Origin of the sequence: Afipia broomeae ATCC 49717 (genome assembly GCF_000314675.2) — a bacterium.
Taxonomy (GTDB): Bacteria; Pseudomonadota; Alphaproteobacteria; order Rhizobiales; family Xanthobacteraceae; genus Afipia; species Afipia broomeae.
The window spans coordinates 2,065,892-2,087,497 of sequence record NZ_KB375282.1 but is presented as its reverse complement, the minus strand read 5'-3'; the positions used below and the strand labels follow the sequence as shown (position 1 = coordinate 2,087,497).

The 21,606-nt window shown below is 59.7% G+C and carries 21 protein-coding genes; 11 read left to right on the top strand and 10 right to left on the bottom strand.

All coding sequences use genetic code 11. The features are described 5' to 3' along the window. Positions 1-125: 125 nt before the first annotated feature. Entirely contained in the window at positions 126-1,562 is a 1,437-nt protein-coding gene (trmFO, locus tag HMPREF9695_RS09625; RefSeq protein ID WP_006020658.1) for a methylenetetrahydrofolate--tRNA-(uracil(54)-C(5))-methyltransferase (FADH(2)-oxidizing) TrmFO, read from the bottom strand. Between the two features lie 130 nt (positions 1,563-1,692). Next, positions 1,693-1,845, bottom strand: coding sequence for a DUF1127 domain-containing protein (locus HMPREF9695_RS25725; RefSeq protein WP_002711692.1), 153 nt, complete (start codon positions 1,843-1,845; stop codon positions 1,693-1,695). A gap of 879 nt (positions 1,846-2,724) precedes the next feature. Between HMPREF9695_RS25725 and HMPREF9695_RS09615 the strand changes: the two genes are divergently transcribed. Next, entirely contained in the window at positions 2,725-3,753 is a 1,029-nt protein-coding gene (locus HMPREF9695_RS09615) for a DUF1775 domain-containing protein (RefSeq protein WP_006020657.1), read from the top strand. A 48-nt stretch (positions 3,754-3,801) separates the two neighbouring features. Here HMPREF9695_RS09615 and HMPREF9695_RS09610 read toward each other — a convergent pair whose 3' ends face one another. Continuing rightward, entirely contained in the window at positions 3,802-4,617 is an 816-nt protein-coding gene (locus HMPREF9695_RS09610; RefSeq protein ID WP_006020656.1) for a lytic murein transglycosylase, read from the bottom strand. 85 nt (positions 4,618-4,702) lie between these two features. Further along, a complete protein-coding gene (locus HMPREF9695_RS09605; protein ID WP_006020655.1) occupies positions 4,703-5,539 on the bottom strand; it encodes a patatin-like phospholipase family protein in 837 nt (278 codons plus the stop codon). 400 nt (positions 5,540-5,939) lie between these two features. On the opposite strand from HMPREF9695_RS09605, the gene HMPREF9695_RS09600 reads away from it, so the two are divergent. Both HMPREF9695_RS09600 and HMPREF9695_RS09595 read left to right on the top strand, forming a co-directional pair. Continuing rightward, positions 5,940-6,305 (top strand): DUF3597 domain-containing protein, encoded by a 366-nt coding sequence (locus tag HMPREF9695_RS09600; protein WP_006020654.1) that lies wholly within the window; start codon positions 5,940-5,942, stop codon positions 6,303-6,305. Between the two features lie 205 nt (positions 6,306-6,510). Further along, complete coding sequence (locus HMPREF9695_RS09595) at positions 6,511-7,302, top strand: fumarylacetoacetate hydrolase family protein (RefSeq protein ID WP_006020653.1); 792 nt, start codon at positions 6,511-6,513, stop codon at positions 7,300-7,302. 82 nt (positions 7,303-7,384) lie between these two features. Here HMPREF9695_RS09595 and HMPREF9695_RS09590 read toward each other — a convergent pair whose 3' ends face one another. Beyond that, on the bottom strand, positions 7,385-7,663 hold the full coding sequence (locus tag HMPREF9695_RS09590; protein WP_006020652.1) for a GNAT family N-acetyltransferase: 279 nt from the start codon (positions 7,661-7,663) through the stop codon (positions 7,385-7,387). A gap of 37 nt (positions 7,664-7,700) precedes the next feature. Further along, entirely contained in the window at positions 7,701-7,973 is a 273-nt protein-coding gene (locus HMPREF9695_RS09585) for a GNAT family N-acetyltransferase (protein ID WP_006020651.1), read from the bottom strand. 252 nt (positions 7,974-8,225) lie between these two features. Between HMPREF9695_RS09585 and HMPREF9695_RS09580 the strand changes: the two genes are divergently transcribed. Next, positions 8,226-8,633, top strand: a complete 408-nt coding sequence (locus tag HMPREF9695_RS09580; protein ID WP_006020650.1) for an SPW repeat protein — start codon at positions 8,226-8,228, stop codon at positions 8,631-8,633. 214 nt (positions 8,634-8,847) lie between these two features. Further along, positions 8,848-8,976 carry a hypothetical protein gene (locus tag HMPREF9695_RS27090; protein WP_006020649.1) on the top strand — a complete coding sequence of 43 codons (129 nt, stop codon included), beginning with the start codon at positions 8,848-8,850 and terminating at the stop codon, positions 8,974-8,976. 29 nt (positions 8,977-9,005) lie between these two features. On the opposite strand, the gene uvrA is transcribed toward HMPREF9695_RS27090, so the two are convergent. Next, positions 9,006-11,987, bottom strand: a complete 2,982-nt coding sequence (uvrA, locus tag HMPREF9695_RS09575) for an excinuclease ABC subunit UvrA (protein WP_006020648.1) — start codon at positions 11,985-11,987, stop codon at positions 9,006-9,008. 263 nt (positions 11,988-12,250) lie between these two features. Beyond that, positions 12,251-12,970 (bottom strand): outer membrane protein, encoded by a 720-nt coding sequence (locus tag HMPREF9695_RS09570; protein WP_006020647.1) that lies wholly within the window; start codon positions 12,968-12,970, stop codon positions 12,251-12,253. Between the two features lie 491 nt (positions 12,971-13,461). Between HMPREF9695_RS09570 and HMPREF9695_RS09565 the strand changes: the two genes are divergently transcribed. From HMPREF9695_RS09565 to gyrA, 3 genes are all read left to right on the top strand, one after another. After that, positions 13,462-13,947 carry a single-stranded DNA-binding protein gene (locus HMPREF9695_RS09565; protein ID WP_006020646.1) on the top strand — a complete coding sequence of 162 codons (486 nt, stop codon included), beginning with the start codon at positions 13,462-13,464 and terminating at the stop codon, positions 13,945-13,947. A 257-nt stretch (positions 13,948-14,204) separates the two neighbouring features. Further along, entirely contained in the window at positions 14,205-14,609 is a 405-nt protein-coding gene (locus HMPREF9695_RS09560; RefSeq protein WP_006020645.1) for a DUF2306 domain-containing protein, read from the top strand. 182 nt (positions 14,610-14,791) lie between these two features. After that, on the top strand, positions 14,792-17,512 hold the full coding sequence (gyrA, locus tag HMPREF9695_RS09555; RefSeq protein ID WP_006020644.1) for a DNA gyrase subunit A: 2,721 nt from the start codon (positions 14,792-14,794) through the stop codon (positions 17,510-17,512). A 10-nt stretch (positions 17,513-17,522) separates the two neighbouring features. On the opposite strand, the gene HMPREF9695_RS09550 is transcribed toward gyrA, so the two are convergent. Continuing rightward, positions 17,523-19,388: a potassium transporter Kup gene (locus HMPREF9695_RS09550; RefSeq protein ID WP_006020643.1), complete on the bottom strand. Its 1,866-nt coding sequence runs from the start codon at positions 19,386-19,388 to the stop codon at positions 17,523-17,525. 200 nt (positions 19,389-19,588) lie between these two features. Next, positions 19,589-19,843, bottom strand: a complete 255-nt coding sequence (locus HMPREF9695_RS09545; protein WP_041711597.1) for a hypothetical protein — start codon at positions 19,841-19,843, stop codon at positions 19,589-19,591. A 163-nt stretch (positions 19,844-20,006) separates the two neighbouring features. Here HMPREF9695_RS09545 and coaD point away from each other — a divergent pair, with 163 nt between their 5' ends. From coaD to HMPREF9695_RS09530, 3 genes are all read left to right on the top strand, one after another. Continuing rightward, entirely contained in the window at positions 20,007-20,507 is a 501-nt protein-coding gene (gene coaD / locus HMPREF9695_RS09540) for a pantetheine-phosphate adenylyltransferase (protein WP_006020641.1), read from the top strand. A gap of 21 nt (positions 20,508-20,528) precedes the next feature. Then, positions 20,529-21,071, top strand: a complete 543-nt coding sequence (locus HMPREF9695_RS09535; protein ID WP_006020640.1) for a peptidylprolyl isomerase — start codon at positions 20,529-20,531, stop codon at positions 21,069-21,071. A 65-nt stretch (positions 21,072-21,136) separates the two neighbouring features. Then, positions 21,137-21,604, top strand: a complete 468-nt coding sequence (locus HMPREF9695_RS09530; RefSeq protein WP_006020639.1) for a peptidylprolyl isomerase — start codon at positions 21,137-21,139, stop codon at positions 21,602-21,604. Positions 21,605-21,606 lie beyond the last annotated feature (2 nt).

Below are 21,606 nucleotides of genomic sequence, written 5' to 3'. Positions count from 1 at the left end.
TGCGTTCAGGCGGGGTCAGTCAAGTTAATTCCGCGCCTTTGCGCCCACTGAATCCCGATCCGTCTGAGCGACATCATTCAGTCACCACTTCGCCTTTTGCGGAGAAGTTTGCCGCTGTTTTGCCGTTACGCTGCGTCAGCCACATGGAGCGTATCTGCGATCCAGCGATCAAGATCCGACAGCGCGCGCGCGCTGATCGCCTGCTTCTTCGCGATTGTCTTTTCATTGCCGCGCAGCCGCGTGCCGTCCGGCTTCTTGGTCGGCGGCGACGCCAGCGGCGGAAACAATCCGAAGTTGATGTTCATCGGCTGGAATGAGCGCGGCCCGGCGTCGATGGTTTCAATATGGCCGCCGGTGATGTGGCCGAGCAGCGCGCCGAGAGCGGTTGTTGGCGGGGGCGGCGCGATGCTGCTGCGCTTGATGTCCGCCGCTGCGAACAGCCCTGCGAGCAGACCGATACCTGCAGATTCGACGTAGCCTTCGCAGCCCGTCATCTGTCCCGCGAACCGCAGACGTGGCTGGGCGTGCAGTCGCAATTGCGGATCGAGCAGTTTCGGCGAGTTCAGGAAAGTGTTGCGATGCAGGCCGCCGAGCCGCGCGAATTCCGCGTTCTCAAGGCCTGGAATGGCGCGGAGTACGTGGGTCTGCGCGCCGTGTTTCAGCTTGGTCTGGAAGCCGACAATATTGTAGAGCGTGCCGAGCTTGTTGTCCTGTCGAAGCTGGACGATCGCATATGGCTTGACCGTGGGATCGCGCGGGTTGGTCAGTCCGACCGGCTTCATCGGCCCATGGCGAAGCGTTTCCCGGCCGCGCGCGGCCATCACTTCGATCGGCAGACAACCGTCGAAGTAGGGCGTGTTGGTTTCCCATTCCTTGAAGTCGGTTTTCTCACCCGCGATGAGCGCGTCGACAAAAGCGTCATATTGCTCGCGTGTCATCGGACAGTTGAGATAGTCAGCGCCGGTGCCGCCGGGGCCCACCTTGTCGTAGCGCGACTGAAACCACGCGACGTCCATGTTGATGCTGTCGCGATGAACAATGGGCGCAATCGCATCGAAGAAGGCGAGGGCATCTTCGCCGGACAATCCCCGGATCGCGTCGGCGAGCGCGGGGGATGTCAGCGGGCCGGTCGCGACGATCACGTTCTGCCATTCGGCGGGTGGCAATCCGGCGATTTCCTCGCGGCGAATTTCGATTTTCGGATGTGCGACAAGCGCTGCGCTGACGGCTGCCGAAAAGCCGTCGCGGTCCACCGCAAGCGCACCGCCTGCGGGCACCTGATTGGCGTCGGCGCTGCGCATGATGAGGGAGTTCAGCTTGCGCAGTTCCGCGTGCAGCAGGCCCACGGCGTTATTGGCCGCGTCATCGGAGCGGAACGAATTGGAGCAGACGAGTTCGGCAAGGCTGTCGGTGCGATGGGCATCGGTCGTGCGGACCGGGCGCATCTCGTGCAGCACGACGTTGACGCCGGCATTGGCGATCTGCCACGCGGCTTCCGAGCCGGCCAGTCCGCCGCCGATCACATGGACGGCGTCTTTTTCATGATTGGTGTGAGCTGTCATGGCTCACAACTAAAGCTCACAAGACCCCGACGCAACGCTTGATGCCGGGGCGGCCGTCTGTGTCGTGCGCCAGATACGACAACGCCCGCAAGATGCGGGCGTAATCCGTTCGTGATGCAGTTCGCGGCGTTTAGCCGTTGTAGGCGCCCGCTGCGACCCGCTGGATGTCGGACCGATCGAGTCCGATATCGGCCAGTTCCCGATCGCTCAACTGGGACAGCTCAGCGACATTGCGCTGATAGTCACGGAACGCCTGGATAGCGCGGATAAATGAGAGCAGCATAGTTAGTCTCCTTCGTAATCCCGATTCAGCTCTTGGAGTAGCGTCATCGTTGAAACTGAATATAGGGGACGATTCTGCGCTGCAACACCGCAAATGTTGCGATGCAGCTAATCGTACAGCGCATATCTAGAGTAAGGAGTGATTAATCTTTCAGCTAAGATTGTTCACACTTAATCGGCCTGTCTTCATGCAGAAGCCAATTTTAGCTCTGTATTTCATTGAGTTGACGCAAAGGAGACATAAATTCTGGTCCGCCCGGCACGACGGTATTGGAATAAGTAGCTACGCTAAGCCATGTGCTGGATAAATGGCACCGAAAGCTTCTCACGGCTACTCACGTATAGTTCCGAGTATCTACTAATAGCGAACAATAATTCATTTTATTGTGCCGATCCTGGCCGATGTATCCCGGGACCCAAGGTGCGGTACGCCGAATTGTGGACGTCCAACCGACGGCGTGGCATAGCCGCTGGATGCGAGATCGCTATTCAGTTTGCAGGTTGCTCCTGACCCTTGCGCTGTCGCAGGCGATGGTGATTCAGGCTCTCCTGGTGGTCTGGAGCGGCGCTCAGGCCGCGGCCGGGGTAGCGGGCGGCGTCAGCGCCATTTGCTCTGGCAAGATAACTCCGGGCAGGACTGAGCCAGGCCAGCCGAGCGCGCCTCACGATTGCTTTAGCGCCTGCCTGGCGGGTCAGATCGCTGCACCACCCGATCGCATGGTGCTCCGGACGCACGCCACAGCCTATGAGCGAATGTCAGCTTCCCGGCAGTTGGCGCTGCCGGAAATTGAACGGCAACTGGCTTTTTCGGCAAGGGCTCCGCCGAAGCTGACTTGAGACCTTCGTTCAGAACTCTCTTTCAGCATCATTCGAGGACAACATGATTATCAACTTCCGCGGCCTTCAGCGGCTGCTGACCGGCGCTGGCCTGACGGCAGCCGCCGTCATCGCTTCGCAACAATCTGCATCCGCCCATGTGACGCTCGCGACCGGAGAGGCGCGCGCCAACACATACTACAAGGCAGTGTTCCAGGTACCTCACGGCTGCGATGGCGCGGCCACGCAGACCGTCCGTGTCCAGATCCCGGAAGGTGTCATCGGCGTAAAGCCGATGCCGAAGGCCGGATGGACCCTCAGCATTACCCGTGGCGCCTACGCCAAGTCTTACCAGAGCCATGGCAAGACCGTTGCCGAAGGTCCAAAGGAGATCGTCTGGTCGGGCGGATCGCTGGCGGACGACAACTACGACGAGTTCGTGTTCACCAGCTTCATCACGGATTTTCCATCGGGGCAGGCGATTGCATTCCCCACGGTCCAGCAATGCGCCAAGGGTGAGGTTCGCTGGGATCAGATCGCGTCAGAAGGGCAGAATCCACACACCCTGAAATCACCGGCTCCCGTGCTGCGGATCGTTGCCGATATGGCGACAGTTGCGCAGGCGCAAATGGATCACAGTCAGATGGACCATGGGAAGATGGCAGCGCCCAAGTCAGGCAGTGACACCTTTAAGGCCGGTGATTTGATTGTCACCGCGCCATGGACTCGCGCGACGCCGGGCGGCGCCAAGATTGCCGGCGGCTATCTCAAGATCACCAACAACGGCAAGTCTGCCGACCGTCTTGTCAGCGCGATCTCGGCTGGTGCCGACCGCGTGGAGATTCACGAGATGTCGATGACCGACGGGGTGATGAAGATGCGGCCGCTGACTGACGGCTTGACCATCAAGCCCGGCGAGACCGTCGAACTTAAGCCCGGCGGCTTCCACATGATGTTCATGGACATCAAGCAGCCGCTGAAGCAGGGCGACAAGCTGAAGGCCACGTTGACCTTCGAAAAGGCGGGCAAGCTCGACGTCAGTTTCGACGTCAATGCGATGGGAGCAACCAGCGAGCCTGCTCATAAGCACTGACAACCAGGGCGTGGTGATGCGGCAGTAACTTTGCTGCCGCATCATCGGTCAGGGAGCGCGATCAAGCTGGTTCGCGAAATAGGCGATTGTCTTCGAGTAGACTTCGCTTTTGTTCCACTGCTGGATCACCGCAAAATTCTCGCTGCCCGGATCCCAGGGCTGACCGCGCTTCCAGCCGTGACTGGCAAGGAAGTTTGCGGTTGAGGCCAGCACATCGGGTGCGCTTCGCAGCAGATCGCGCCGTCCGTTGCCGTCGAAGTCGACGGCAAATTTGATGTAGGACGAGGGCATAAACTGCGTTTGCCCGATTTCGCCGGCCCAGGCACCGCGCATGTCTGTGGGTGACAGATCGCCCTGATCGACAATGCGCAGGGCATCCTTCAACTCCGCGCGAAACATTTCGGAGCGCCGGCAATCGTAAGCAAGCGTTGCGACGGAGCGAATGGTCGGAAATTTTCCGATATTGACGCCGTAATCTGTCTCGAGCCCCCAGATCGCGACAAGAACGGAGCCGGGAACGCCATAGCGCTGCTCGATGCGGGACAACACCGACCCGAACTGCTTCATCTTGTTGGCGCCCACGGCCAATCGCGGAGGGATCATCCGGCCGGAAAATTCCTCGAAGCTTTGGCGGAAGACATGCTGCGACCGATCGCGCGAGAGGACGGTGTTGTCGAGGGTGACGCCGTTCAACCCCTGGGAGATTGCCTGCTGGGAGATTCCTTCCGCCGCGGCTTCCTTTTTAAAGTTATCGAGCCAGCTCTCGAAACTGCCGGTGCCGCATGTCGCAGCGGATGCCCATGAAGCCGGCACAAGGACGATAAAGGCGGCGAAGGCCGCGCGTGGGAGAAAGCCAACGGTCATCTGAACGCCTGCTGCGAACATGGCCTACCGCGAATCTCGCGCGCAACCGCGGCTAAAACGTGTCGCTTTCCGGGTCAGACCGGATTCATCGATTGAGCGAGGAGGCAAAAGCGTCGCCGTCCTTAAGGCCGAGTTCGTAGGCATCCCGGATGCCGTCCGGGTTTCGGATGTCGAATTGCCCGACGCCGATCTTTTGCGAGGGCTGCACGTAGATGCGTCCGTTCACCTGTGGGATTGTCTGGTAGACACGGGACAGCAGCACCAGCGAGCGGCCTCCGGCGGCCTCAATCGGCGCCAGCGGCTCAACCGGAACGTTATCGACGAGCCCGCCATCGAAGGCCGGCCGCCCCGCGACATTGGTGACCGGCATGAATGGCGGAACGCCGCTGCTGGCCATTAGTGCCTCGTGAAGCTGTTGCGGGTCGTTCAGGGAGCCTGCCGCGACGAACTCTGGCCTGAAACCAAGCGCGCGCCCGAACCGCGGGTGCACCGGATGAAAAAGCTGCTTCTCCAACTGATACACGCCGATACCAATGGCCGCGCCGATCGGTGGGGACAGCCCGCGCGGTAACCGCGAGACTGCGATCCGAAAGTCGGTCATGTTCTGAAGCCGACTGAAGGCTTTCGCGTCAATGGTCTGTTCGAGGAGTTCGCGGAACATCGGACCGACAGGGCAAAGTGGTTTGCCCGCGCGCCACGCCGCGAAATCGAAATTTTTCAGTTTCGGGTCGCAGGCACGTATCACGCGCGCGCGGGTAGCCGGTCCGGCTTCGAGCAACGAATAGGCTGCCGCAAATGCACCAGCGCTTGCCCCGACCACGAGTTTCGGTGACAGGCCAAGACGTGCAGCCGCAGCCTCATAGAAGCCGCCTTGCCAGTAACAGCGGTTGCCACCGCCTGCAAAAACCACTGCGTCGAACATGAACCGTCTTCTGATGCACGCCTTGAGGCGTGCATCCATGCCAAACCGCGGCGCGGCAGGCAACCATGCCTGACGGACTGAGCATGCAGTGCTGGTCAAAGTTCATCTGCGGAAACATCACGATCGCCTGCAATGTATAAGCGAGCAGATGGAGCAAGGTTCTGCAAGGGAACGAGACGGATTCTCGTTTTGCAAACAATCAGTGTCGTCACATCCGAGTCATTGTGGCGTCTTTTTGACAGCTTTAATTCAAATCGCCGCGGCGCAATGTTGAGCTGCTGCATTGGCAAGCCCTGACCAGCCGTCTACACTCTTGCGTGATACCGGTGCGGTGCTGCCGGAGCGGGGAAGCGCCAATCAGATCCACCAGTCAATCGACGGGCTATCGGGAGTTTTACATATGAGCATTTTTGGAAAGATCATGGGCGCGATTTTCGGCACAAAGGCCGAAGCTGCTGAGCCCGCTGGCGGTGCTGGATCGGCTGCAGGCGGTGGCGGCAGCGTCCCCATGGTGGATGTCGCGCCAATTCTCGACAAGGCCGTTGCTGCCAAGGGTGAAAAGCTCGAATGGCGCACGTCGATCGTGGATTTGATGAAGGCCCTCGACATCGATTCAAGCCTGTCCGCTCGCAAGGAGCTTGCGAAGGAACTGAAGTATGATGGCGACACCAACGACTCGGCCAAGATGAACATCTGGCTGCACAAGCAGGTCATGACCAAGCTTGCTGCGAACGGCGGCAAGCTGCCGGACGATCTCAAGCACTAATCCAGCGACCTTGTGCCGGATTTGGAAAGGCCCGTCATTGGCGGGCCTTTTTCGTTGCGCCGCACACTTGCGTTTGCGCACGAGGCCTCTGTTCAAATCATCGTCGTCGGCATACAAAATACCAGCGCTTCCGAACCGTTGTTCGCTGCCGCGAGTTTACGAGCGGCAAGTGCGCCAAAGCCAACAAAGCAAACGGGAAACGACCATGACCAAACTCAACCGCAGACACATCCTGGCTGGCGGAGCGGCAGCCCTTGCCGGCACGGCAGCACTTAGCGAGACGGCAAGCGCCGAAATCGGCCTGAAGGCAGTTTTTCCGGTCGCACAGGCGACAATCCCTATTGTCGGTCTGAAAGAGGTTTTCCCCGTTCGGCGCATCTATTGCATCGGCCGCAACTACGCGGCGCATGCGCGCGAGATGGGATCCGATCCGACTCGTGAGCCGCCGTTCTTTTTTCAGAAGCCGACCGACGCGATCCAGAACGTCGCGATCGGAACGGTTGCAGACCATCCGTATCCGCCGCTGACCAAGAACTATCACTATGAAGTCGAACTGGTCGCCGCGCTGAAATCAGGCGGCTCCGATATTTCGCCGGAGAAGGCACTCGAGTGCGTTTACGGTTACGCGCTCGGTCTCGATATGACGCGCCGCGATCTTCAGCGCGCGATGGGTGACCAGAAGAAGCCGTGGGAGATCGGCAAGAGCTTCGATAATTCCGCCGTGATTGGCCCGATTCACCCCGTGACCAAGACCGGCCATTTTGCCAAAGGCGCGATCTCGCTCGCCGTGAACGGAACGGTGAAGCAGAGCTCCGACCTCAGCAACATGATCTGGAGTGTGGCCGAACAAATCTCGAAGTTGTCCGAGGCCTGCGAGCTGAAGGCCGGCGACATCATCTATTCCGGCACGCCGGAGAATGTCGGACCGGTTGTGAAAGGTGACGTCATCCTTTGCAAACTGGAGGGCCTGCCGGATATGTCGATCAAGATCGTCTGACGCTGTTCGAGCGGCACGGTTCGCTGTCGAGCAAATAAAAAGCCCGCCGTCCGGTGGGCTTTTTTTTCGATCGACGAGTGGACTAAGCCACAACGTCCGCGAACTCTGGATGCTTCTCCAGATAGTCCACGACGAAACCGCATCCCGCCACAACCTTCAGGCCGTCGGCGCGGATTTGCTCCAGCGTGCCTTGCACCAGCTTTGAGGCGATGCCGCGGCCGCGCAACGGGCGAGGCGTTTCGGTGTGGGTGATGATCACCTTTCCCGGCGCCAGCCGATAGTCGGCAAATGCGGTCGCGCCGTCTGCATCGAGTTCGTAGCGGTTGAGGGATTTGTTGTTGCGGACGATGCCTTGATCCATGGCGCCTGCGTTCTGCTGTTGACCGTGTGGTGCGAACTTACTTCAGGAGATCGGCGTATTCCTGATGCTTGCCGATGTACGCCTTCACGAAAGGGCATTGCGCGATGACTTTCAGCCCGGAGGCGCGCACCTGATCGAGCGTTTCCTTGATGAGTTTCGAACCGATGCCTCGGCCTCCGAGCGCCTCCGGTACTTCGGTGTGGACAAACGTGATTACGCCATCAGACAGTTCGTAATAGGTCGCCGCGATATGACCTTCGACGTCGAGTTCGTAGCGCTTCTTGGCAGGGTTGTTCCGTACATCGGTCATTGTCGGCGTCCGCTTCGGGGTGTCAGATTCGGCGAGTCTATCAACATTCCATGGGGCAAGGCGAGCCGTCCGCCGCACCGCACCTCATACGCCGGTGAAGCAACAAATTCCGTCCTTGGGACCTTGCAGGAACCCCGGGGTTTCATACGTTTAGAGATGGACATACTCCGATGCGGCCGAATGGTCGTCTTCAAGTCGGAATGTGACGACACCAGGCCCGCCGACGTATGCCTCTTTCAATGGAGGTCTTACATGTCTGGTTTTCGGTTTTTCGACACTCATCGCAAATGGGAAGATTGGTTCGGCATGCTGTTGGGCCTGCTGATCGTGCTGTCGCCCTGGCTTACGGGACAGCCAAATTACGGGTTTGGTACGCTGTCGGAGCCGGGATTCGCGATCCTGTGCACGGTTCTTGCGGGCGTTTTCGTATTTGGCCTTGCCCAGATGGAGTACATCGCGCTCCAGCGCTGGGAGGAGGCAGGTGAGATGGCGCTCGGTCTCTGGCTGATCGCGGCGCCGTACCTGCTGGGCTATTCGGGCAGCGGCATCCTCAGGTTCTGGCACACCGGCATCGGTGGCGTTGTATTCCTGCTGGCGGTTCTGAAGTTGTGGCAGGACTGGAATCTGACAGACCAAGAGCTTGCCAACCACGGGCGATGATGTCTTTCGCCTGACGCTTCTCGCTTTCGCGTCAGGATGATGTGGTCAACCCGCAGAACGAACGGCGCGCGGTGTGATCCGTGCGCCGTTTTTACTTAATCGGATCCCTGCGGGACCATGCTATGATCGCGCCCCAACGCGAAGGTGGCCTGACGATTGTAATCAGGCGAGCCATTTTCTTCGCTCATCGAAACGCATCATATTGGAAAACGTCATGGCGAATGAGAAGGGCCCGAACATCAAGAAGAAGCAGAAGTGCAAAAACTGCGAAGGCAAGGGGCTGCTGAAGAAAGGCGACAAGGTCGTTACCTGTCAGCGATGCAAGGGCACCGGGGTAAGGTAACGGCTCCTTCCGGGCAGCGAGAGACCGCTTTACTCCGCGGCCTCGCCGGTGTCGTGAATTTTTCCGGCGCGGCCCTTCTTCAGAACCGGCGCGAGGAATTTCCCGGTGTAACTGCGCGGCGCTTTGACGATGTCCTCCGGCGGTCCCCAAGCGACGATTTCTCCGCCGCCGTCACCACCTTCCGGGCCAAGATCGATCACCCAGTCCGCGGTCTTGATAACCTCGAGATTGTGCTCGATGACGACCACGGTGTTGCCTTGAGCGACCAGCTCATGCAGCACTTCCAGCAGTTTCGCGACGTCATGGAAATGCAAGCCGGTTGTGGGCTCGTCGAGAATGTAGAGCGTCCGCCCGGTTGCACGCTTGCTGAGTTCCTTGGCGAGCTTGACGCGTTGCGCTTCGCCGCCGGAGAGCGTGGTCGCTTGCTGGCCGACATGAATGTAGTCGAGCCCGACACGATGGAGCGTCTTGAAGGTCTCGCGCACACGCGGCACCGCCTTGAAGAACTCGGCGGCTTCTTCCACCGTCATGTCCAGCACGTCGGCGATCGACTTGCCCTTGAACAGCACCTCGAGGGTTTCGCGGTTGTAGCGCTTGCCCTTGCAGGTGTCGCAGGTGACGTAGACGTCGGGCAGAAAGTGCATCTCGATCTTGATGACGCCGTCGCCCTGACAGGCCTCGCAGCGGCCGCCCTTCACGTTGAACGAGAAACGGCCCGGCTCATAACCGCGCGCCTTGGATTCCGGCAAACCGGCGAACCATTCGCGGATCGGCGTGAAGGCGCCGGTGTAGGTCGCGGGATTTGAGCGCGGCGTCCGCCCGATCGGCGACTGGTCGATGTCGATGATCTTGTCGATATGCTCGAGCCCCTCGATGCGGTCGTGCGGAGCGGGACCCTCCGAGGCATTGTTGAGCTTGCGCGCAATGGATTTGTACAGCGTATCGATCAGCAGCGTGGATTTGCCGCCGCCCGAGACGCCGGTGACGCAGGTGAAAAGCCCGAGCGGGATCTCCGCCGACACGTTCTTGAGGTTGTTGCCGCGCGCGTTGACGACCTTGATGGTCCGGCGGTGATTGGGCGGCCGGCGCTCGGGAATCGGCACGTACATTTCACCGGTGAGATACTTTCCGGTCATCGATTTCGGATTGCTCTTCACCTGTTGCGGTGTGCCCTGGGCGACGATGTTGCCGCCATGCATGCCGGCACCGGGGCCGACGTCTACCACATAGTCCGCGGTTTCGATGGCATCCTCGTCGTGCTCAACGACAATGACCGTGTTGCCGAGATCGCGCAGCCGCCGCAACGTGTCGAGCAAGCGTGCGTTATCGCGCTGGTGCAGCCCGATTGAAGGTTCGTCCAGCACGTAGAGGACGCCGGTCAGGCCGGAGCCGATCTGCGAGGCGAGGCGGATACGCTGGCTTTCGCCGCCCGACAAGGTCCCGGATGATCGCGACAGCGTGAGGTAGTTCAGGCCGACGTCCAGCAGGAACGACAGCCGCTCGCGAATTTCCTTGAGCACGCGCGTCGCGATCTCGTTCTGCTGCTTGTTCAACTGCTTGGGAACGTTCTCGAACCATTCCCCGGCGCGCAGAACCGAGAGCTCGGCGACTTCGCCAATATGCTTGCCGCCGATCTTGACGGAAAGCGCTTCCGGCTTCAGGCGATAACCGTGGCACGCTTCGCACGGAACGTCGCTGAAGTATTTGCCGAGTTCTTCACGCGCCCACTCGCTTTCGGTTTCGCGGAAGCGGCGCTCGATATTGGTGACCACGCCCTCGAACGGCTTCTTGGTGTCGTAGGACCGAACGCCATCCTCGTAGGAAAACTTTATTTCGTCATCGCCGGAGCCGAACAGAATTGCGTCCTTCGTCTTCTTCGGCAGATCCTTCCACTTGGTGTCGAGTGTGAACTTGTAGAACTTCCCCAGCGCTTGCAGGGTCTGCACGTAGTAAGGCGATGACGATTTTGCCCACGGCGCGATCGCGCCCTTGCGCAAGGTTAGTTCCTTGTCCGGGATCACCAGTTCGGCATCGATATGCTGTTCGACGCCGAGGCCGCCGCATTTCGGGCAGGCACCGTAAGGGTTGTTGAACGAAAACAGGCGCGGCTCGATTTCCGGGATCGTGAATCCGGAGACCGGACAGGCGAATTTCTCCGAGAACAGAATCCGCTCCGGTCCGCTCTTGTCGTGGATCTTTGCGGTCTTCTTTTCCGCTTTCTTCTCCGACGCAGCGTCGCTTGCGGGTGCATCGGCGAATTCGACGACGGCCAGGCCTTCGGCGAGTTTCAAAGCGGTCTCGAACGATTCGGCAAGCCGCTGCGCCATATCGGGACGCACGACGATACGATCGACCACGACGTCGATGTCGTGGGGGAATTTCTTATCCAGTGTCGGCGCGTCCGCCAGTTCGTAGAACTTGCCGTCGACCTTGATCCGCTGGAATCCCTTCTTGAGATATTCGGCAAATTCCTTGCGGTACTCGCCCTTACGGCCCTGAACGACCGGCGCAAGCAGGTAGAGGCGGGTGCCTTCGGGCAGCGCGAGCACGCGATCCACCATTTGCGACACGGTCTGGCTTTCGATGGGGAGCCCCGTCGCCGGTGAATAGGGAATGCCGACGCGCGCCCAGAGCAGGCGCATGTAGTCGTAGATCTCAGTGACCGTACCCACGGTCGATCGCGGATTCTTGGAGGTCGTTTTCTGTTCGATGGAAATGGCTGGCGACAGGCCGTCGATCTGATCGACGTCCGGCTTCTGCATCATTTCCAGAAACTGACGGGCGTAAGCCGATAGCGATTCGACGTAGCGGCGCTGGCCTTCCGCGTAGATGGTGTCGAAGGCGAGGGAGGATTTCCCGGAACCTGACAGGCCGGTGAAGACGACCAGTTTGTCGCGCGGAATGGCGAGGTCGATATTCTTGAGATTGTGCTCGCGCGCGCCGCGAATCGTAATGGCCCGCGAGTTCGATCCGGCTGACGGTTTGCGGTTTGCCTTGATCACTTCATCCATAAGGGAGTTCCGGTAGCGCGTGGTGCGCAGCTAGAGCGCTGTTCCGGAAAACGCGATGACCGTTCGCCGGCTCTCATTCTCGATCAGATTCTTGTCCGCAGAACATAGTGAGAACGCGGCTGAATTTCCAGCCCTGTTCGCGATCCATCAACTGCTTGGTGTCTCGTGGGACTTGAGAGATATAGGGTCGTGACCACCAAACAAAAAGGCCGGCTCAAGAGCCGGCCTTTCCGTGTTCCCGAGAGACTCAGGTGAAGCGAAGCTTAGTACTTCGCGACGACCGGGCCACCCCAGTTGAAGCGGTAGTTCACGCCAACCTTCACAGTGTGGAGGTCGTCCTTGTAGGACAGAGCGCCAGCGCCAGCGTTGGTCGAAATGTTGGTCGTGTCGAAGTTGTAGTACTGGTACTCAACCTTCGCCGACCAGGCCGGAGCGAACATGTATTCCAGACCGCCACCGACGGTGTAGCCGGTCGAGTTGCGATTGGTCACAGCCGGCAGGAAGCCAGCGGTCGCTGCGAGGCCGTTGTCGTCACGGAACGCGACACCGCCCTTGGCGTAGATCAGGCCCGGACCCCAGGTGTAGCCGAGGCGACCGGTGACCGAAGCGAGCCAGTCGGAACGGTCACGGATCGAGTTCACGCCCGTGGTGAAGGTGCGGTCGCTGTTCGAGAGGCCGGAGATCTGGCCTTCGATACCAACCAGCCAGTTCGGAGCGAACTGGTAGTCAGCGCCGACCTGGCCACCGCCGAGGAACGCTGCGTCGCGGTTCGAGCCGGTCAGGCCGACGATGTTGGTTGCGAACCCATCATCACCACCGAAAGCGGCGCCGATGTGCCCGCCGACGTAGAAGCCGGTCCAGTTGTAGATCGGAGCGGCATAAACCGGCGCCTTGGTGTAGGTGCGGGCCGGCAGATCAGCGGCGACCGCCGAAGCAGTACCGAGGGCAACGAGTGCCACGGTGCCGAGCAAGAACTTCTTCATTTCATCTTCTCCAGTTTTAAGTCCGCCCCGATTTTTCGAAGCAGTTATCCAAGGCGCGAACGCAGTGGGATTCTCGATCTCATGGCCGGGAATATACCGGCTTCCGCCGAAAAAGCCGTCTCCGAAATGCAACACTCGGATGGGAAGTGAATGCTCCTAACGTAAGGAATTGTTTGGGATATTCGGCCTGCCGGTTCCACGATTTGATCACGTTTTCGTCACATTCAGTGGAACACGCGCAGATAATGTTTTGTCCTACAAAGGGTTGCTTTTGCGGGAACACTTGCGCGGGAACAAAAAGAGTACGTATTATGTCTGTGCGACAATGCCGGTTGCGTGTGGATAACCGGCGCGGCGGCCTCATCCCGGGAGCCGGAAAGTATAGGGTCATTTGCAGGGCGGACGTCTCCCAGGGTGGGATTGTCGTTCCGCGTACATAAATCCTGACAGATTCGGCGCGCCGTATCGGTGCGCCAAAGTGGAGAACGGTAATGGCGGGAAGCGTCAATAAAGTCATTCTGGTTGGAAACCTCGGCGCCGACCCTGAAATCAAGCGCACGCAGGACGGCCGCCCGATCGCGAATCTGAGCATCGCGACCTCGGATACCTGGCGCGACAAGAATTCCGGCGAGCGGAAAGAAAAGACGGAATGGCATCGTGTCGTGATCTTCAGCGAAGGTCTTTGCAAGATTGCCGAGCAGTATCTGAAGAAGGGCTCCAAGGTTTACATCGAGGGCCAGCTCCAGACTCGCAAATGGCAGGACAAGGACGGCAAGGATCGCTATTCGACCGAAGTCGTTCTGCAGAACTTCAATTCGACGCTGACGATGCTCGACGGCAAGAGCAGTGGCGGCTCGTTTGGAGCGGATGAGGGCGGTGATTTCGGATCGTCCGGACCTTCGCGCTCTGCACCTCCGCGCCGGGTGGCCGCCGGCGGTGGCCGCAACGACGACATGAACGACGACATTCCCTTCTAAGCCGGAATGCTGTCAGGCTTGCGGAGGCGGTGTTGAATTCACCGTCTCCGTGATTGCCGCGCTGATCTGACCCGGATTGCGCACAGACAACGCGCGGGACACGACCGCGTCATCAATCAACAGGAGAGCGAACAGTCTGCGCTTTTTGCGCGAATGACCGGGTACGACATTGCCTTGGCCACATGTTAATGATATTAACATGCATTCGGATGGTCGCAGCTTTGATCGCGTCTTAAGCCTGTACCGTGGGAATACGAATGAGCTTCGCGCCGCTGCTCAATGCACCGTCGATCATTCAACTGCATGCGTTCGCCGCGATGGGCGCGCTTGCACTAGGCCTCGTTCAGTTCTCGCTGCCAAAAGGCACTCTTCCTCACCGCACCATGGGCTGGATCTGGGTCGCGCTGATGGCGACTGTCGCGGTCAGTTCGTTCTGGATACATGGCCGCCAGATCAAGCTTGGCGAGCCATGGAGCCCCATTCATCTGTTGTCGATCTTCAGCCTCATCATGCTTCCGCTCGGCATTTGGTACGCGCACAGCCATCGTGTGAGAGGTCACCGGATCACGATGATCTCGATTTTCACAGGCGGTTTGGTCATCGCTGGCCTGTTCACTTTCGTCCCTGGCCGGATCATGCATGCGGTCGCTTTTGGACAGTGATTGGCGGTTCTGGAATCAGAGTTTTCCGCCTCCCGGAATCGCTGGTCGAAATCGATTTTTCTCTCAACGTAAGCCATTGTAATGGCGGGTGAATTTGCGTCGATTTTGACGCTAAATGCGGTTGGCGTTGCGGTGTGAATTCGCCTATATAAAACGAGCATTTCGCACCCAGGATTCGCACGTTGTCCGACCAAGAAAATCCGCCGTCCGGCCCACCCGAGGCGGCTGATATCCGTCCCGTCTCGATTACGGATGAGATGAAGCGCTCTTACCTCGATTACGCGATGAGCGTGATCGTGGCACGTGCACTGCCGGATGCGCGCGACGGTTTGAAGCCGGTTCATCGGCGCATTCTCTATGCGATGTATGAAAACGGCTTTGAGTGGAACAAACCGTACCGCAAATCGGCACGCACCGTCGGTGACGTGATCGGTAAATACCATCCGCACGGCGATCAGTCGGTCTACGACGCGATGGTGCGCATGGCGCAGGATTTTTCCATGCGCGTGCCGCTGATCGACGGGCAGGGCAACTTCGGCTCGGTCGACGGCGATATGGCGGCTGCGATGCGTTACACCGAAGCGCGCCTGCAAAAGGTCGCGCATTCGCTGCTCGACGACATCGACAAGGACACGGTCGACTACCAGCCGAACTACGACAGCTCGGAGCGCGAGCCGAAGGTTCTGCCCGCGAAGTTTCCCAATCTTCTCGTCAACGGCGCCGGCGGCATCGCAGTCGGCATGGCGACCAACATTCCGCCGCACAATCTCGGCGAAGTGATCGACGCATGTATCGCGCTGATCAACGATCCGGCGCTCGGCATCGACGACATCATCAACATCATTCCCGGACCGGATTTTCCGACCGGCGGCATCATTCTCGGCCGTCAGGGCATTCGCGCGGCTTACCACCTCGGACGCGGTTCGATCGTGATGCGCGGCAAGGTCGAGATCGAAGACATCCGCAAGGACCGTCAGGCGATCGTGGTCTCGGAAATCCCGTATCAGGTGAACAAGGCGGGCATGGTGGAGCGCATCGCCGAACTGGTGCGCGAGAAGAAGATCGAAGGCATCGCGGATCTGCGCGACGAATCCGACCGCGACGGTTATCGCGTGGTCGTCGAGCTGAAGCGTGACGCGGTGCCGGAGGTGGTCCTGAACCAGCTCTATAAATTCACACCGCTACAGACCAATTTCGGGGCCAACATGGTGGCGCTCGATGGCGGCCGCCCGCAGGTGATGAACCTGAAGGATCTGTTGACCGTGTTCATCGCGTTCCGCGAGAGCGTGGTTTCACGGCGCACCAAATTTCTGCTTGGCAAGGCACGCGACCGTGCTCACATCCTGGTCGGCTTGGCCATCGCCGTTGCCAATATCGATGAAGTCATTCGTGTAATCCGGACGTCGCCTGATCCGAACACCGCACGCGAAACCCTGATGGCGCGCGACTGGCCCGCCAAGGACATGGCGACGATGATCACGCTGATCGACGATCCGCGCCATCGTATCGCCGAGGACGGAACCGCGCGCCTGTCGCTGGAGCAGGCGAAAGCGATCCTCGATTTGCGCCTGCAGCGCCTGACCGCGCTCGGCCGCGAGGAAATCTCCGAAGAGTTGAACAAGCTCGCCACGGAGATCGCGGATTATCTCGACATCCTGCGTTCGCGCGCCCGGATTCAATCCATCATCAAGGACGAACTCACGGCCGTGAAGGACGAGTTCGCCACGCCGCGCCGGACCCAGATCATCGATCAGGAAGGCGAGGTCGAAGACGAGGACCTGATCCAGCGCGAAGATATGGTCGTGACCGTTTCGCACGCGGGCTACGTCAAGCGCGTGCCGCTCTCGACCTATCGCGCACAGAAGCGCGGCGGCAAAGGCCGCTCGGGCATGCAGACGCGCGACGAGGATTTCGTCAGCCGGCTGTTCATCGCCTCGACCCATACGCCGGTGCTGTTCTTCTCGTCTCGCGGCCAGGTCTATAAGGAGAAGGTCTGGCGTCTGCCGATGGCCGCTCCGAATTCACGTGGCAAGGCGCTGATCAACATTCTGCCGCTGGAGCAGGGTGAGCGCATCACCACCATTATGCCGCTGCCGGAAGATGAATCGTCGTGGAGCAATCTCGACGTGATGTTCGCCACCACAGGCGGCAACGTCCGGCGCAACAAGCTCTCGGATTTCGTCGATGTTCGCCGCTCGGGAATCATCGCGATGAAGCTCGACGAGGGTGAGGCCATCGTCGACGTACAGATCGCCACTGAAAACGACGACGTGCTGCTGACCGCCGCCGGCGGGCAGTGCATCCGCTTCCCCGTAACAGATGTGCGCGTGTTCAGCGGCCGCACCTCGATGGGCGTGCGCGGCATCGCGCTTGGCGATGGCGACAAGCTAATCTCTCTCACGATCCTCCGCCATCTTGAGGCGTCATCAGACGAGCGCGCTGCGTACCTGAAAATGCGCCGTGCGGTTGCCGGTGAGGCGGCTGCCGAGGAGAGCGGCGATTCGGATACCGAAGAGACATCGGCGACAGTGCAACTCAGTCAGGAGCGCTATGCGCAAATGTCCGCTGCCGAACAGTTCGTGCTGACCATCAGCGAGAACGGCTACGGCAAGCGCAGTTCGTCGTTCGAGTATCGCACCACGGGCCGCGGCGGAAAGGGCATCGTCGCAATGTCCGTCAACAATCGCAACGGCAAGCTTGTGGCGTCGTTCCCGGTCGAGGACAGCGATCAGATCATGCTGGTCACCGACAAGGGGCAGCTCATTCGCTGCCCTGTGGAAGGAATTCGCGTCGCAGGCCGCTCAACCCAGGGCGTCATCGTGTTCGATACGGCCGAAGACGAGCACGTGGTGTCGGTCGAGCACATCTCGGAAGACGAGTCGGAGAACGGCAACGGCGGTTAAGAGCGCCGCGCTAAATCTCGATTTCGGTTCCGAACTCGACGACCTGCTTGGTCGGCACGCCGAAGAAGGCGGCTGTCCGTTCCGCATTCCGTTGCAGGAAGGCGAATACCGTCTCGCGCCATACCCACATGCCCGCGATTTTCTCGCTGGGGATGATCGTCTCGCGGCCGATGTAATAGGTGATGTTGTTGAGGTCGATGCCCGGCAGCTTGCCCTGCGCGCAGGCAAGCTGGAGTCCTTCCAGGATGACCGGGTACTGCATGAAACCGAAGTGCAGGATCACCCGCGTGATGCCCTCGATAACCTCGATCACTTCAGCCCGGTCCTCGTCGGCAATGCGCGGCGCTTCCGCAATCAGGACGGTCACGAGAAGAACGCGTTGATGCAGCACATGGTTGTGTTTGACGAACTGCGTGAGGGCGAGAGGGACCCCGTTGGCTGCGGAAGCGAGAAACACTGCGGTCCCCGGAAGCCGCGCATGGCACCTGCTCACTGCGGTTTCGATCAGGTCTTCTTCCGGCTGACGTAGTGCACCTCGCGCGGCTTCGACGAGTTTCACTCCGCTGCGCCATGTCAGCATCAGGAATGCGATGACTGCTGCGATCAGCAGCGGAAACCAGCCGCCCTCGAACAGTTTGGCGAAATTTGCTGCGAAGAAAATACAATCGATCACGAAGAAGAACCCGTTGACCGCAATGACAACGACCGGCGGATAACCCCATTGGAGAGCGACGAGCGCAGCCAGCAGCGTTGTAATCGCCATCAGCAGCGATACGGCGATGCCATAAGCCCCGGCAAGAGCGTCTGACGTGCCGAAGCCGATGACGGCTCCAAGCGTTGCTGCGGCCAGCATCCAGTTGATCAGCGGGACGTAGATCTGGCCCTTCTCGTCACTTGCCGTGTGCTGGATATGCATGCGGGGCAGAAACCCCAGTTGAATGGCCTGCTGTGTGAGGGAAAAGACACCGGTAATGATTGCCTGAGATGCAATCACCGTGGCGAGGGTGGCAAAGGCAACAAGCGGATAGTGCGCCCAATCGGGGGCGAGCTGGTAGAACGGGTTTTCCAGAGCTCCGCGATCGGTGAGTAGCAATGCCGCCTGGCCGAAGTAGTTGAGAACCAGCGCCGGCAACGCAATGGTAAACCACGCGAGCCGGATCGGCGTGCGGCCGAAGTGACCCATATCCGCATACATGGCTTCGCCGCCTGTCACAGCGAGAAAAGCCGCACCCAGGATCGCAAACGAGATGTGGAAATTCTGGCTGAGGAGAAACGTCACCGCATGGGTAGGACTGAGGGCCCAGAGAACATCCGGATTTTTCGCGATGCCGTGAATGCCGAGCAGCGCGAGAACGAGGAACCAGATCAGCATACAGGGACCGAATATCCCGCCGATGAAACCCGTGCCCTTGCGTTGCATCAGGAAGACACCAATCAGGATGACGACTGTGACGGGCACTACGGCAGGCGCCAGCGAAGGCGCGTCTACCTTCAATCCTTCCACCGCGCTCAGAACCGAGATCGCGGGTGTGATGGCGCCGTCACCGTATAAGAGCGCGGCACCGATCAGTCCGATGATCAGCAATTTCGCGCGCCATGTTCCGGGTTGCGCATTGCGGGCATGGAGAAGCGCCAGGAGCGAAACGATTCCGCCTTCGCCGCGGTTGTCAGCCCTCATGATTAACATGGCGTACTTGAAGGAGATAATGAGGATCAGCGCCCAGAAGATCAGGGAAACCACGCCAAGAATGGCTTCGTTGGTAAGGGCGCCGCTGCCGTGATGGGTTGCCGCCTTGGCAGCTTCTTTCAAGGCATAGAGTGGACTGGTCCCGATATCGCCATAGACGACACCAAGCGCTCCTATCGTTGCCGTCATCGGAAGTGTGGGGGATCGGCCGGAAGCCTCAGTATGTATGGCAGTCACTTGCTACCCCCATCGCCCTGGGAAACGTCGCAGACAGCTTGCCGTAGTCTGCTACCGGTAGCGAGAAATTGCCATGGCCGCGGGATTGATTTTATTGATGGCGCGAGGTGACGCTCCGCCGGCGATGCGAACGGCGGTGCACTGGGATGGGTTTACTTGCGGTCTGTGGTCACGACCCGAACCGGCTGAATTCCGGTCTTCCAGTTGCTGCGGTGCAGACAGGCCGCATCCATGGTCGGCCAGTGCTGGGCCGAGCAGGGCACGCTAACCGTCCGGATGGGCAACCGGTCGGCTTTCGCAAGTGCGTGCGGCACGCTTGCCTCTACCGGAGGCGCAAAACTGGGCAAAATTGTCATCGCTGCTGCAACGAAAGCCGCGATCGTCACTGCCGAGAGTGCCTTGATCATGGTCCGTCCCCTGTGATGCCAGCCTTTGCGGGCCGCTTGGAGGGATGACTCTCAGCGGCACGTAAAGGTTCACGAGATCTTAAAATTTTTAGCCGCCCGACCCTCATACCTGAGTGGAACCGGGCCAGCTTGCGGCGCTCGCCGGGCCGGGTTAGGAGGGGACATGTCCCGTATTGCGCTTTACCCCGGGTCGTTTGACCCCGTCACCAATGGTCATTTGGATGTGGTTCGGCAGGCTTGCAGCCTGGTCGACCGGCTGGTCGTGGCGATCGGCATTCATCCCGGCAAGGCTCCCCTGTTTCCGGTCGAGGAACGGCAAGACATGATCCGTGAGGTGTTCGCTCCGATCGCGGCGAGTGCCAAATGCGAGATCGATTGTGTGACGTTCAGCGATTTGACCGTGACCGCCGCTCACCGGGCGGGCGCGACGATCCTGATCCGCGGCCTGCGTGACGGCACCGATCTCGACTACGAGATGCAGATTGCCGGCATGAATCAGACGCTCATGCCTGAAATTCGCACCGTGTTCCTGCCAGCCTCAGCTACCGTCCGCCCGATCACCGCCACACTGGTGCGTCAGATCGCTGGTATGGGTGGAGACGTTTCGCATTTCGTGCCCAAGGCGGTCGCCGCGCGCCTGAAGACAAAGTTTGCCGGCAAATAACTTCCTCGCTCCGGAGTTCTCATGATCCGCATATTTGCCGTTCTCGCGGCCATCGTTTTTGCAACGCCTGCCTTTTCCCAGGCGCTTCCGGCCGGGCTCGACAAGGCCAACGCGATTGTCATCGACACCACGAAGGGGCGCGTCATCGTTAAGCTGCGCACCGATCTGGCTCCACAACATGCCGAGCGCATCAAGCAGCTCGCCCGCGACGGCTACTACAACAACGTGCCGTTCCACCGCGTCATCGAGGGCTTCATGGCGCAGACCGGCGACGGCCAGCGCTTCAATGGCACCGGTGGGTCGAAGTATCCGAACCTTCCGGCGGAATTCTCCAATGTGCCGTTCAAGCGCGGCATTGTGGGTATGGCGCGTTCCAGCGAACCAAATTCGGCGAACTCGCAGTTTTTCATCACCTATGCCGACGCTTCGTTCCTGAACGGCAAGTACACCGTTGTCGGAGAAGTGGTGTCCGGCATGGACGTCGTGGACAAGATCAAGCGCGGCGAGCCGGTTCAGGACCCTGACAAGATGGTGAAGGTGCAGGTCGCTTCAGACATCAAGTAACCAACCTCAGGCGATCCGCGGCCGTCCTGGCCACAGCGGGTTTCCCAATCTGCAAAGGAAACATCATGGCAGACAAAGAAAACACATTGATCCTGGAAACGACGCAGGGACCGGTCACGATCGAGATGCGTCCAGATCTCGCGCCGGGTCATGTCGAGCATATCAAGAAGCTCGTCCGCGAAGGCTTCTACGATGGCATCGTCTTTCACCGGGTGATCGAGGGCTTCATGGCGCAAACCGGCTGTCCGCAGGGCACCGGCACCGGTGGATCGAAGTATCCGAACCTCAAGGCCGAATTCAATGCGGAGCCGCATGTGCGTGGCACGGCATCCATGGCACGCGCGGCCAATCCCGATTCGGCTAACTCGCAGTTTTTCATCTGCTTCGACGATGCACGTTTCCTCGACAAGCAGTACACAGTGTGGGGCAAGGTGACGTCAGGCATGGAAAACGTCGACAAGATCAAGCGCGGCGAGCCGGTGCAAAATCCTGACAAGATCGTCAAGGCTCACATCGCGGCTGACGCCGCCTGATT